The organism is Ferroacidibacillus organovorans (genome assembly GCF_001516615.1).
GTDB classification, from domain to species: domain Bacteria; phylum Bacillota; class Bacilli; order Alicyclobacillales; family SLC66; genus Ferroacidibacillus; species Ferroacidibacillus ferrooxidans_B.
Window position 1 is genome coordinate 20,013 of sequence record NZ_LPVJ01000048.1, and the last position, 11,932, is coordinate 31,944.

The 11,932-nt window shown below is 54.0% G+C and carries 11 protein-coding genes and 1 pseudogene; 9 read left to right on the forward strand and 3 right to left on the reverse strand.

The features are described 5' to 3' along the window. Positions 1-15: 15 nt before the first annotated feature. A complete protein-coding gene (ymfI, locus tag ATW55_RS10095; protein WP_067716690.1) occupies positions 16-783 on the reverse strand; it encodes an elongation factor P 5-aminopentanone reductase in 768 nt (255 codons plus the stop codon). A 158-nt stretch (positions 784-941) separates the two neighbouring features. Between ymfI and ATW55_RS10100 the strand changes: the two genes are divergently transcribed. Then, complete coding sequence (locus ATW55_RS10100; protein WP_067716693.1) at positions 942-1,163, forward strand: biotin/lipoyl-containing protein; 222 nt, start codon at positions 942-944, stop codon at positions 1,161-1,163. A gap of 5 nt (positions 1,164-1,168) precedes the next feature. Beyond that, a pseudogene (locus ATW55_RS10105) lies at positions 1,169-2,694 on the forward strand (acyl-CoA carboxylase subunit beta). Between the two features lie 8 nt (positions 2,695-2,702). Here the strand turns inward: ATW55_RS10105 and ATW55_RS10110 are convergent. Next, on the reverse strand, positions 2,703-2,972 hold the full coding sequence (locus ATW55_RS10110; protein WP_067716697.1) for a hypothetical protein: 270 nt from the start codon (positions 2,970-2,972) through the stop codon (positions 2,703-2,705). A 178-nt stretch (positions 2,973-3,150) separates the two neighbouring features. On the opposite strand from ATW55_RS10110, the gene ATW55_RS10115 reads away from it, so the two are divergent. After that, complete coding sequence (locus ATW55_RS10115; protein WP_067716700.1) at positions 3,151-3,816, forward strand: hypothetical protein; 666 nt, start codon at positions 3,151-3,153, stop codon at positions 3,814-3,816. Between the two features lie 388 nt (positions 3,817-4,204). Here ATW55_RS10115 and ATW55_RS10120 read toward each other — a convergent pair whose 3' ends face one another. Continuing rightward, the gene (locus tag ATW55_RS10120; RefSeq protein ID WP_067716703.1) at positions 4,205-5,545 is read right to left on the reverse strand and encodes a hypothetical protein; all 1,341 of its coding nucleotides are present in this window, start codon (positions 5,543-5,545) and stop codon (positions 4,205-4,207) included. 150 nt (positions 5,546-5,695) lie between these two features. Here ATW55_RS10120 and ATW55_RS10125 point away from each other — a divergent pair, with 150 nt between their 5' ends. From ATW55_RS10125 to ATW55_RS10150, 6 genes are all read left to right on the forward strand, one after another. Next, complete coding sequence (locus tag ATW55_RS10125) at positions 5,696-5,959, forward strand: late competence development ComFB family protein (RefSeq protein ID WP_153005118.1); 264 nt, start codon at positions 5,696-5,698, stop codon at positions 5,957-5,959. 136 nt (positions 5,960-6,095) lie between these two features. Next, on the forward strand, positions 6,096-7,718 hold the full coding sequence (gene bshC, locus ATW55_RS10130; RefSeq protein WP_067716711.1) for a bacillithiol biosynthesis cysteine-adding enzyme BshC: 1,623 nt from the start codon (positions 6,096-6,098) through the stop codon (positions 7,716-7,718). 221 nt (positions 7,719-7,939) lie between these two features. Next, complete coding sequence (gene mraZ / locus ATW55_RS10135) at positions 7,940-8,371, forward strand: division/cell wall cluster transcriptional repressor MraZ (RefSeq protein WP_067716714.1); 432 nt, start codon at positions 7,940-7,942, stop codon at positions 8,369-8,371. Between the two features lie 15 nt (positions 8,372-8,386). Then, a complete protein-coding gene (rsmH, locus tag ATW55_RS10140; protein ID WP_082685740.1) occupies positions 8,387-9,346 on the forward strand; it encodes a 16S rRNA (cytosine(1402)-N(4))-methyltransferase RsmH in 960 nt (319 codons plus the stop codon). 28 nt (positions 9,347-9,374) lie between these two features. Next, positions 9,375-9,752 (forward strand): hypothetical protein, encoded by a 378-nt coding sequence (locus ATW55_RS10145; RefSeq protein WP_067716719.1) that lies wholly within the window; start codon positions 9,375-9,377, stop codon positions 9,750-9,752. Beyond that, a complete protein-coding gene (locus ATW55_RS10150) occupies positions 9,749-11,902 on the forward strand; it encodes a penicillin-binding transpeptidase domain-containing protein (RefSeq protein ID WP_067716722.1) in 2,154 nt (717 codons plus the stop codon). Before ATW55_RS10145 ends, ATW55_RS10150 begins: the two co-directional genes overlap by 4 nt. Positions 11,903-11,932 lie beyond the last annotated feature (30 nt).

Consider the following 11,932-nt stretch of genomic DNA (forward strand, 5'->3'; position numbering starts at 1 on the left):
GCCGCTTTGTCTTGTCTAGGTGAGAAGGCCGCCATTTGGGCTGATGATCTGACCTGTCAGAAAAGAAGTCTGCGGACTCGCGAGAAAGAGCACAGTATTTGCGATGTCATCAGGCGTGCCAAGGCGTCCGACAGGCGTATCCGCGCTGATTCGGGCGCGGTCTTCTTCTGTGAGCGCCTGGATCATCTCTGTATCAATTGCGCCTGGCGCGACGGCGTTTACGGTGATCCCGGTGGTTCCAAGTTCCTTGGCGAGCGCCTTTGTCAAAGCGATTAAACCGCCTTTTGACGCTGAGTAAGCAACTTCATAGGAACCTCCCGTGATACCCCAGATGGAACTTATGTTGATGATTCGGCCGTACTGTCTTTGAAGCATTGCCGGAAGCGCCTCCTGGATGCAATAAAAAGGCGCTTTTAGATTGGCGTCCATGAGTTGGTCCCAGTCGCTTTCAGTCGTGTCAAGAAACAGTTGTGATCGGGCAATTCCTGCGTTGTTGATCAACAGGGTGACGGAACCGAGCTGTGCCGACGTCTCTTTAAACAGGCGAGTGACATCCGATTTTTTCGTCACATCCCCCTGAATCGCGATGGCGTTGCTTCCGTAGCTTCGGCAGTGCAGTGCCACTTCGCGCGCACTGTTTTCGCGTGTCAAGTAGTTCACAGCCACGTTTGCACCGGCTTTGGCGAGCGCAAGCGCGATGGCGCGCCCGATGCCCCTTGATGCGCCTGTGACGATGGCGGTCTGCCCAAATAAGGGTCTTGTCGTTGACAATGTCTGATTCATTTCATCACTCCCAAAGGGTACCTCCTGTACAATACACCAAAGGTTCGCTACACTCCAAGTGAAGGAAAGGAGTACCTACCCGTTGCGAGGTGCGGTGAAGTCTGAATAGGAAGCCGAACAAACGGTTGGGAGAACAGATACCGCATAGGAGGTATATCATGCAGGCGTTTACAGCTGAAATGGCCGGTACGTTGTATCAAGTCTTGGTCACTGTGGGGCAAACAGTTTCCGCGGGGGAGGATCTCTACATTTTGGAATCAATGAAAATGGAAGTCCCGTTCTCTTCGCCCGTTGCGGGGCGCGTCGTTACGATTCACAAAAATCCGGGGGATTTTGTCAATGAAGGTGATCCAATCGTTACGCTAGAACCGCTGAGATAAGGGGTATGGTTATGAAGGATGTACAGAAAATCCGAGCGCGTATCGAACAGGGTGGAAGTCCTCGCTACCATGCCAAGAATAGGGAGGCGGGTAAGCTCTTTGCCCGTGAGCGGATTGCCAAACTCTTGGATCCGGGATCATTCGTTGAAGACGGACTCTTTGCAAATGCGAAAGAAGAAGATCTGCCAGCAGACGGTGTCATCACGGGGATTGGCAAAATTGCCGGGCGAACCGTTTGCGTAATGGCCAATGACTCGACGGTGAAAGCGGGTTCATTCGGGATGAGAACCGTCGAAAAAATCTTGCGCATTCAGGAGCAGGCGATGAAATTGCAGGTTCCCATCGTCTATCTTGTTGATTCCGCGGGCGCGCGGATCACAGATCAACTCGAAGTGTTTCCTGGGCGCCGGGGGGCGGGACGCATTTTTTACCATCAGGTCCGCATGTCTGGAATGGTGCCACAAGTCTGCGTCCTTTTTGGACCATCGGCGGCAGGCGGCGCGTACATTCCCGCATTTTGTGACGTGGTCATCATGATCGAAGGCAACGCCAGCATGTATCTCGGCTCTCCGCGCATGGCTGAGATGGTCATCGGTGAAAAGGTGACGCTCGAAGAGATGGGCGGGGCATGATGCACTGCTCCGTGAGTGGGTGCGGCGATCTTCTCGTCAAGACGGAGCAAGAGGGCTTGCGTGCGGCACAGGCGTATCTCTCCTATATGCCGCAAAACTTTCGCGATAAACCGCCTGCGAGAGAAGCGGTGGCGCCGAAACCGACCGAAAAAACGCTGGGACAGATCATTCCTGAGCAGCAGAATGCTCCGTTTGACATGCATGAGCTCATTGAAAAATTGGTGGATGAGGACAGTTTTTTTCCAATCAAAGCGCGTTTTGCGCAGGAGATCATTACAGGGTTTGCGCGTATTGAGGGGCGAGTCATTGGCATTGTCGCGAATCAGCCGCGTGTCAAAGGCGGTGTGCTGTTTGTAGACAGTGCGGATAAAGCGGCGCGCTTCATGACGCTGTGCGACGCGTTTTCGATCCCGCTTTTGTTTCTCGCAGACGTGCCTGGCTTTATGATCGGAACAAAAGTAGAGAGGGCAGGCATCATCCGGCACGGGGCCAAGATGATCGCCGCCATGGCCGAGGCGGTCGTTCCAAAGATATCGGTTATCGTGCGCAAGGCGTATGGCGCAGGTCTTTATGCGATGGCAGGCCCTGCGTTTGAGACAGACGCGGTGATTGCGCTTCCCACCGCGCAAATTGCGGTGATGGGGCCAGAGGCGGCTGTCAATGCGGTGTACAGCAATACGATCGAAGGGCTGTCGGGCGAGGAGCGGCAAGCGTTTATTGAGGAAAAGCGCGAGGCGTATCGACAAGATATTGAGATTGTACGCCTCGCTTCGGAATTGATCGTTGACCACATTGTGCAGCCGGAGCAGTTGCGTGACGAGCTTGCGCTGCGCTATGCGGCATTGGCTTCAAAGAATGAGACTTTCTCCATGCGAAAACACGCGGTGTACCCCGTTTGAGAATCGTCCTAATGCGCGTCCCCGTGTGGTTGCAGCCGAAGTTCACGATCGAGTGAGCGTTTCATCCGCTCCATCTGAATGTCAAAAAAGAGGTCTTCAAGATCCTCGCGGACGGTGGCGGTCAGCCGCCGCGGGATGCGTGTGGCGCGCCTGAAGGTGTGTCCGATGGCTTGAAACACATCGCCTCGATGCGCGCGAATCATTGGCAGCACGGCAGTTGCAAACAGGGCGATGCCGGCGCCTAAGAAGATGCCTTCAATTGATACGCGTTGGTTCACTCAGTCACGTCCTTTCGCAGTAGCCGCGCCCGATTAAAGTGGCGTGATGTCAAGCGTGCGCTTAGTGTACACCATGCCCCTTGTCTGCATGCGCATCCCAGTTTTCGGGAACGATACGCAGTGCAACTCACGCGTAATGTTCGCTTGGGAGATTCATGTTTTAGAGGGGGAGAACTGCATGAGACGTCCGTTTACAGGTTCGTCTACGGCTTGGTTTGCACTTGGCGTAGTGACGCTGGTCGCACTTCCGCCTGTGCGCCGCGTGTTGCGCACGGCGACGGTCAGCGCAGTGGTCGGCGCGATGCGCATCGGCGACACGATTCGCACAACAGGTCAGCGCGTCACGACGGAAACGCGCCGAATTTTTGAAGACGCGTCGGCCGAGCGAGATACAATGCGTCACGAGTCGATTGACCCGCGCTCGTGGTTGCGGGATAAGGTTGTGCACAGTGTGGCGACGACGATGGATGCGGCAGATTCGGTCGCGCGTAGTGTTCGTTCAGCCCTTAATCAACGTGAAGTAGACGTTGAGACGGGGGCGATTGGGATGCCGGTGGTGGATGAAAAGACACAACGCGCTGCGAATGAATGGTCGAGTCAGGCGGTTGCAGACTCGTATACCGTTACAGAACAAAAGCCTGGGGCATCTGCCGCGAGGAAACAGGCGAATCCGCCGCAGAGCGCGTACCAGGAACCTATGCAATCAAGTGGCGGGGTGCCAGGTGACTTTGCACTGCGCAATCAGGATCAGTTAAAAGCATTTCAAGAGGATGTGCGCGACGTTGGAGCGTCGCTCATGCCACAGTATCGCAGTCTGCTTCAAGGTGAAGAGCCTCAGCACTAAGGGGCTGTGGCTTAGCGAATAAACGTGGATCCTCTCCCATTTCGCCCTTTTTGCTTTAGTTTGAAAAAATGATGTTGACACTGTGCGGCGTGTGAATGGAGTGTCCATTCACACGCTGTTTTGTGCGATTGGGCAGTTTTTGCCCGCAGCCAAAGCGGCCGTCATCTGCGGGTTGGGGGACCCTTTTATGTCCCTGAGGAGATGGATAACGCTTTTGCGAAGACGAAGATGTGTGCAAAAGGCGGAGAGCCGTTAACGGCATACGCAAATCGGTTGGCCGGACTGGTAAGGGCGAATTCCGTATGCGGTGTTTCATAAGGTAAGGTGACTGGGGTCAGACATAGTAGCAGTGCGCCTTTTTTCGTGCAAGTCACCCCTTGTGTTTTTATCATTGCGCGTGGGTGAGCGCACGCGTGCTGTGAATCGGCGGATTTACAGATTTCATCGCGTGGTCACACGCGGCGAGCAAGAAGAATGTCGCGTAGTCGTTCGTCCTATTCAGGCGTGTCAATGGCGCTCCGAAGAAGAACTGGGCGAGTTGGATCGCGTTTAAGAGCGGCCCCACCCAGGTTATCCATGTAATGCGCGTCGCAGTTTGCTCTGCGAGGGTATACGTTTGTATCCATTGATCAGGCGTGCCTTGAAGATAGAGATGGGGGCCGTGGCGCTGATGCATTTCAAGTGGTTCGTCGCTCTTTTTAAAGAGGACAATGGTGTGAACCTGCGCGTTGCGTGTCACAGGATCGAGCAGCTTGTCGCGTGAAAAAGCGGCGTCACATGAAACCGTGAGGTTTCTTTGCGCTGCAAAATGGCGCATTCGCGCGTAGGCTGGATCATCCTCTGCATTCCACGCACAGACAATCGTCTTTGCCTGCTTCATCTCATAGAGGTCTATCCCCGTATACATTGGAATCATCAGGCAGTTTTCATGGGTCACACGTTCAGCGATGTTGAAGAGATAACGTGAACACAAAAGAAGGATGCGCGGATTAAGGGCGATCAACAACCCTTGCGCGCGCAGTGGGTGGCGTGTGATGACGGCATGCGTGAGCGCAGAAAAAAGTGCGGTCTTTGACAATCGGTCAGAGAGTGCAGTCAAAGCGAGCGGCTCGACGTTTTCTTGATCGATCCGCACAATTGCCTCACCGGCCTTGGCGGCGGCAGACAGCGTGTGGTGGCGGCGGACATAGCCGCTAAAGTTAAGCAAAAAGAGCGCCGCAAGGACGATGTAGGATTCGCGCAGCGCTGCGACAAAGAGCGCCGCCGCAGTGAGAAGTACGTCATCGCTGACATGAAGCCGCTGTCCGAGAAGATGGATGCGCCTGCGCACGGGTGTGTATCCGCTCGCCACCGAGACGGCAGTGGAGAGTTCAAAAGCGATCAGGCTGTCTGCCGCGTCGCTTCGTCCAAAGATGACCCTGCGCAAAAGAGTTCCGGCGATTGTCAAAAGAGGAAGTGCGACGGCGACTTTCTGTGCCGACATCGCATAGGTTGCGGCGCGGCGGATGTCTTTGTTCGAACGGTCCAAGCGGCCACAAAGCGCACTGATTTGCCAAGCCCTTAAAAATCGATCGTCGTACTGGATGAGCATTCGGCCAGTGCGCGGATTGCCTTTGGCGGATAAAATGCCTTCGACCATCCCGAGCAGAGCTTCGATCTGCGCGCGTGCATCTGGGTCGTCAAGTCCGCTCATTTTCACGCGCATGCGTTGGTTGCACGTCTGTGTCACAAATGGTTCCCTCCTCCAAACCGGGTCGCACACTGCTTGAATCTTTCCTGTTCCGTCAGGTACAGTATGTCCAAAGTTCCGATTGAATCGGCTTAACTTGTGTGATAGGGTGAAACAAGATACAGATGATCGGAAAGTGTGGTGGGTTTGGTGCTGGTTAATGTTGTCGAAGAGGTTGCGCGCTTTACGCTGGATGAGATGCTGACGCGCATGGATGGCGTGTGCGCGTGTGAGGTTTGCAAAACAGACATGTTGGCGATTGCGCTCAATCACTTGACACCTCACTACAGTTCGCGACCCGATGGTCAGGCCTATTCCAAAGCGGGCATGCAGTTTGACCAGGCGCGTGTCGATCTGATTCGCGAGTTGACCAGGGCGATCTGGATTGTTCATGAAAATTGCAAACATGCGTGAAGATAAATGATACGTATAGACGCTTTACTTTTCTTAGTGTGTGAGTTCATGTACAATAAGTAAGGATCATTTGTGCTGGAATGGCGATGACCCTTACTTTTTGATTTGTCCAGATTGGCGAGGAGATTGTAACGTTATGAAATTATCCCGTCTTCGATGTAGGACTGGCAACGATGTGACAGACGCTTATCTTGAGGGAGACGCGCGCATCCGCGCGTTTTATGACTATGGGTTTGACCGTGACAGTTTAAAGCGCAGAGCGCTGGATGTCGCAAAGCGCTATGATGAGTCACAGCGCGTCCTTTTGCTTGAGGCGATTCGCGAACAACAAAATGACATGACAGACATCCAGCGCGCACAGTGGGAGCGACTGCGCGATCCGCGCGCGCTCGTCGTGGTCACGGGTCAACAAGCGGGACTTTTTACGGGTCCGCTTTATACGATTCACAAGGCGCTCTCAACCGTGGCGTTGGCGCGGCAGATGGAGCAGGAGATGGGCGTACCTGTCATTCCTGTGTTCTGGGTTGCGGCAGAAGATCACGATTTTGACGAAGTAGCCAGTGCACACTATGTTACGGATGAGGGTACACTGCGTCGCGTCGCGTTAAAAACCCGGCCTGTTCCGCGCACGCCAGTAGGATTTCACGATGTGCCAGCGCGTGAAATGAGAGAGATGCTTGAGCGAATCTCTGCAGATTTGCGCGATGGGCTTTACACAGCAGACCTTGTCGCAGGATTAAACGCGCTTCATGCGGAGCATTCGCGAATGGGTACACTTTTTCAAAAGACGTTGCAGGCGTGGCTTGGGGAGTTTCCGATTCTCGTAATCGATCCTACGACGCGCGCGATGAGGCGGGCGGCGGCAGCTTCATTTGCACAGGTTCTGGATCGTCCGCGAGTTTTTCGCGATGCGGCGCTTGCTGGTGCGAAGCGTTTGCGCGACGCCTCGTTTAAAACACAGGTCGACGTCAGTGCAGAACACTCTTTGCTCTATCTCATTCAGGATCGCATTCGAACGCCGCTTGATCTCTGTGAACAGGCGGATGCGCTAAAAATGCGCGATTCGGGTGAGTTGATTCAAATCGAAACATTGAAAGAGCGCTTGCGCGATGAGCCGGAGATTTTTTCGGCGGGCGTGCTCTACAGACCGGTTGTGCAAGATTTTCTCCTGCCCGTTCTCGCTTATGTCGGCGGGGCGGCAGAGGTTTCTTACCATGCCATGATGGGAGAGATTTTTCGCGAAGCGGGAAGGACTATCCCCCCCCTTTTTCTGCGCCAGCGGGTGACGCTGGTGCCGCCATCCATTGTGCGTTCTGCCAAAAGACTGGGGCTGTCTTGGCGCGATGATGTGCATGCGGCGCTGCGCGACAAAGTGGCGCAAAGCATGAATCCACCGCTTAGCCGTGTGGTGGATGAGATGAAGCAGGAGATCCGTGAACTGCTCGGCGGACGGGAAACCTATTTTGATGAGGTGGGCCATCGCGCACGGCGCGATTTGCAAAAAACACAGGCGACGTTTTTGCGTGAAATCGAGCGCCTGGCGGCGCGCTCGGAGCGAGCGCTTCGCAATAAGCATAAGGAGCATGCGGCGCTTAGTGAGCGAATGACTGCGTGGTTAGAACCAAAGGGAGGAGAGCAAGAGCGTATTCTCTCTCCGCTGTCCATCCTTGCGCACTTCGGCACGTCGTGGATGCACATACTGGCTGGCTTGGATGCGACAGAGATGAACGATATGATCTACCTCGAAATAACGGAGTAACCGGTTGTTTATCCCGCAGATGATGGCGCGTGAGCGCAATGTCACCATCTATCTTGAAATTTGAGTGATCAGCCGCTTGAATTTTTCCTAACCAAAATCATAAAAAATCCTGCCTTCACCACAAATGGAGGCAGGATTTTGTGTTTGTATCACGAATTCAAAAGAAAGTGGTGAAAAGTGGGGCATTGTGGGGGAAATTGCGTGGATGAGGGGGCGCTGGCATGTTTCTGGGTGAATTTCAGCACAGCCTGGATGACAAAGCGCGCTTGACGATTCCCGCAAAGTTTCGCGAAGGTCTCGGCGGCTCATTTATTCTTACAAGGGGACTTGATCAGTGTCTTTTCGTCTTTCCCCGCGCAGATTTTGAGGCGCTTGAAGAAAGACTTCGAGCGATGCCACTCTCGCGCAGTGATGCACGGCAGTTTGTTCGTTTTCTCTTTAGCGGGGCTACGGAGTGCGACCTTGATAAACAGGGACGAGTTCTCATCCCAGCCAATTTGCGCGAGTATGCTTCCTTAAAGCAGGATTGTTTTGTCGTTGGCGTGGGACCTCGTGTGGAGATTTGGAGCGGTGAGCGCTGGAAAGCCTATAGTGAAGGGGCGGCATCGTCCTTTAACGAATTGGCAGAGAGCCTTATGGATCTCAATCTTTAACAGGAGGTGGACACCTTGGAAAGTACGTTTGTTCATCGCACGGTAATGCGAGAGGAAGCGGTGGCTGGTCTCGCCGTTCGCTCAGGAGGTCTCTATGTTGACGGGACGCTTGGCGGTGGCGGTCATGCGCGCGCGATTCTTGACGCAACAAACCCATCTGGAAAACTGATCGGCTTTGATCGCGATCAAACTGCGCTTTTATACGCGCAAGAGTGGGCTCGGGCATACCCGAACCGGGTGACCCTCGTGCACGATAATTTTTCGAGATTAGATGATCATTTGACACAGTTAGGCATTGAACACGTCGATGGAATCCTCTGCGATCTCGGCGTTTCCTCCGTACAGCTTGATCGCTACGAGCGGGGATTTTCCTATCAGGCTGACGCGCCGCTTGACATGCGGATGGATCAGACGCAGGGAGAAACGGCGGCAGATTGGATTGCAACGTGCTCCGTCCAGGAGCTTACACACATTTTCTTTACGTATGGAGAAGAGCGTTTTTCTCGCCGTATCGCTGAGCGAATCGTCGCTTTGCGACAGCAGGCGCCGATTCAAACGACAGGGCAACTTGCGGATATTGTCAAAGACGCAATTCCGGCACCGACACGCCGAACGGGACCGCATCCGGCCAGACGCGTCTTTCAGGCGCTTCGCATCGCGATTAATGACGAATTGGGATCACTTGAGCGCCTGATTCCTATTGCGCTTGCGCGATTGGCCATAGGTGGACGGCTCGCGCTGATCTCGTTTCATTCGCTGGAAGACCGCATCATAAAACAGCGGTTTTTAGAGGCCGCAAAAGGATGTGTCTGCCCACCCCAGTTTCCAAAGTGTGTTTGTGGCAGGGAGGAGCAGTTTCGTGTTATTGCGAAAAAAGGAATTGTTCCGTCCGATCGTGAGCTAGAAGAAAACCCACGTTCGCGTTCAGCGAGGCTTCGCATCATTGAACGAATCTCTAACACATCTCAACCATAGAGTGATGAATCATAAGGAGCTAGCATAAATGGCGATTGAACCACTATCGAATCATTCGGCCCATACGCCGATTCCGCGCTCTAAAGCAATTGAAAAACCACTTCAGACAAAAAGACCAGATCCGCACGCCAAACGGGAAATCAAAGACCGCCTCGGATTGATCGGAAGTCTGCTCCTTTGTGCGTTCGTCGGTGTCTTTTTGGTAAGCCGCTATGCGGCGCTTGTCACGCAAAGCCAGGATATTATCCAAATCAAGCAGTCGCTTACGCAACAAAATGCGCTGGACGCGGCGCTACAGGGGCAAGTGCTTCAATTGTCATCACCTGAACGGATTCTCACGATCGCAGAGAAGGCACTCCACATGAAGGCGGCAACGCCCGTTGTGATTGGAGCTACGCATCCTTGAGCAATCGGACTACAAGACGGCGCTCGGTGATCTTGCGGCTCGTTTTTTCGCTTGTTTTTACAGTTTTCCTTGTGCGTTTGTTTTCGGTTCAACACGCGTACGCTTTTCTAAAACAGTGGTCAAAAAGTGAATGGTACACTCAATCGATCATCAAGCCGATGCGCGGATCCATCTATGACAGCAACGGAGATCAACTCGCGTTTGACGTCCCTGCCTACAACCTCGATATGGACATTCAGGACCTCGCGTCGCGCGGGAAGGCGTTTGTGGCCAAAATCGCTAACCGTCTAAGCCCGGTGCTTGGCGTCTCGGCGAGTGCGATCACCGCTCAAATTGAACGCAAGGATGTCGCGTGGCTGCGCTGGTATCCGACGATGGTCAATCTGACGCTTGCTAAAAAGAATGCGGTTGTCAAGGTGTTTCAAGCGCTCAATGTCAGCCAGGATGTCAATCCTAACAAGACGTATCTGCGCGTCTATCCGGCGGGCACTTTCGCGTCGCACGTCTTGGGATTTGTCGATCAGACGGGGACGGGGGTCGCGGGTACGGAACTCGAGTACAACCGCTACCTTGCAGGGAAACCGGGAATGCGCACCTTTGTCTCAGACGCGGCAGGCAATCCGATCCCCTTCAAGCCAGTCGTGACAAAACCGGTTCAAAACGGCGATAATGTCTATCTCACACTCAACGCATCGATTCAGCAGTCTGTCGATCAGGCGCTTGCGCGCATTCAGAAACGCTTTCACCCGGCGCATGCAGCAATCATTGTCGCCGACCCATGGACTGGCGCCATTCTTGGCATGGGCGCGTTACCATCGTTTAACCCGAATACGTACTGGAAATATCCTGCCTCAACCCTTGACACAAACTGGGCGATTTCTGATCCGTTTGAGCCTGGATCGACCTTCAAAATTGTGACGTTGACGGGTGCGCTCGCGACACACGCAATCAATCTCAACCAAACGTACATGTCAGGAGTCGACTATGTAGACGGCGTCCCGATCCACGACTGGAATATTTGGGGTTGGGGGCGCATCACCTATCGGGAAGCGATGATCGTTTCGAGCAACGTCGGGTTTATCCACATCGGACAGGCAGAAGGGCCGATGACGCTTGCTCACTACATTGCACTCTATGGCATGAACAAACCTACGGGTATCGATCTTCCGGGTGAGGGGACATCGATTCTCTTTGATCCAAAGCATATCAACCCCGTGGATTTTGCGACGACGACGTTTGGCCAAGGGCTTGCAGTGACACCGATTCAGCAGGTGGCGGAAGTCGGTGCGGTGGCAAACGGCGGACTCTTGATGAAACCGTATGTGGTGCAAAAAATTGTTTCGCCTAGCGGGCGTGTGGTGTACTACCGCAAGCCAGACGTCGTGCGCAGGGTTGCCGCAAAAAGCATCATGAATATGATCACAAACGTCATGGTACAAGACGTGAGTCAGGATCCTACCCTCTCCGCTTACGTGCCAGGGTATGACGTTGCTGGAAAGACAGGAACCGCACAAATTCCGAGTCCAAAAGGCGGGTACTACGCCAATAAATACAACCTTTCATTTATTGGCTTTGCTCCAGCGAATCACCCGGCCATCGATATCTATGTCACGGTCAGTGAACCGCACCATGCGATACAATACGGAAACGATGTCTCGTCGCCGCAGGCAAAGATCATCATCGGGCAGTCACTTCGCGCGTTGCGCGTCCCGCCTGTCGGGGCAAGTCCGAACTCTCCTTTTGCACAAGTTTCGCTGACGTCGTTTCGTACAGTGCCAAACCTGCGCGGGATGAACATAGCGGAGGCAACCGCCGAGCTTACAAGACTTGGTCTGCACCCGGATGTGATTGACAGCTCTGGGCGCGTAATTCGTCAGTGGCCAGCCGCCGGGCAGCGTGTCGCCAGCGGATCAGCCGTCGCCTTTGCGAGCAACCAGTCTGTCGCAAAAGCAGGGAGTGTGCGCGTTCCAAACTTTAGCGGGGTGCCTATGCAGGAGGCTGTGAATCTCTGCGCGATTCTCGGACTTACGCTTGAACCGTCTGGCTCTGGATACGCGAGTGCGCAATCCATCAAGCCAGGTACCGTCACGCCGATTGGTTCGGTTATCACGGTCAAGTTTACCCCGGCGCTCTCGCTAGGTGGCAACTAGCCCTGCCGTGCGGTCTAATCGACGATTTCC

Coding starts and splice junctions, on each gene's coding strand:
- ymfI (WP_067716690.1), bottom strand. CDS start 783: ATGAATCAGACATTGTCAACGACAAGACCCTTATTTGGGCAGACCGCC.
- ATW55_RS10100 (WP_067716693.1), top strand. CDS start 942: ATGCAGGCGTTTACAGCTGAAATGGCCGGTACGTTGTATCAAGTCTTG.
- ATW55_RS10115 (WP_067716700.1), top strand. CDS start 3,151: ATGAGACGTCCGTTTACAGGTTCGTCTACGGCTTGGTTTGCACTTGGC.
- bshC (WP_067716711.1), top strand. CDS start 6,096: ATGAAATTATCCCGTCTTCGATGTAGGACTGGCAACGATGTGACAGAC.
- mraZ (WP_067716714.1), top strand. CDS start 7,940: ATGTTTCTGGGTGAATTTCAGCACAGCCTGGATGACAAAGCGCGCTTG.
- ATW55_RS10145 (WP_067716719.1), top strand. CDS start 9,375: ATGGCGATTGAACCACTATCGAATCATTCGGCCCATACGCCGATTCCG.